Below are 644 nucleotides of genomic sequence, written 5' to 3' on the forward strand. Positions count from 1 at the left end.
GTAAATTGACTTCTCGAAACCTTACCACTTTCGATAGCTTTCCATAAATCCCGAGTAGCAGCCCGCATCTGTCCCGTATAAGATAGAGAAGTATCCAGCTTGGAAGTAAACTTAGATACATTATCGAATATAGGCAACCCTCTGCTGTCGTAAGCAATGTTAACGGCTTTGGCTTTCCCGGAAACAGGGTCTCTGTATTTTACATTAACCGATCTACCGCTTTTGTTTGCATATACAGTAGATGTGTAATCAGGTTTATTTTGGCTATTGGCACTTTGCACAGGATTTTTGGAAACAGTTGTCGAACGAACATTTTCCGCTCCATACCGCCGCTCCAAATCAACCCGAATCCGCCGCGAATCATACGGCAAATCCGCGCCCTTACGGGCCTCATTCATCGCAGCTTTCATCTTGCCGACATCTTTAGCCGCTTTGGCCGCTTCGTATGTCTTCTGCGCCTGATGAATCTTCTTCGCCGAATCTCCGTATAACGGAACCACGCCCAAAGCAGCAAAGAAATAGTCGCCTTTGGTTTCGGCTTCTGCAAAACCTTTTATATCGCCTATCACAGGAATAAAATCAGCCAGAAAGTTCACTACTTCCAACTGCTTTCTTTCCCCCAACCGGTAAGCCTTATCCCACTC

At 45.8% G+C, this 644-nt stretch carries 1 pseudogene; it reads right to left on the minus strand.

What is annotated here, in order from left to right:
- A pseudogene (locus NQ012_RS12865) lies at positions 1 to 605 on the minus strand (HNH endonuclease); the annotation flags it as partial.
- Positions 606 to 644: the final 39 nt, after the last annotated feature.

The organism is Neisseria dentiae (assembly GCF_024580525.1).
GTDB lineage: Bacteria > Pseudomonadota > Gammaproteobacteria > Burkholderiales > Neisseriaceae > Neisseria > Neisseria dentiae_A.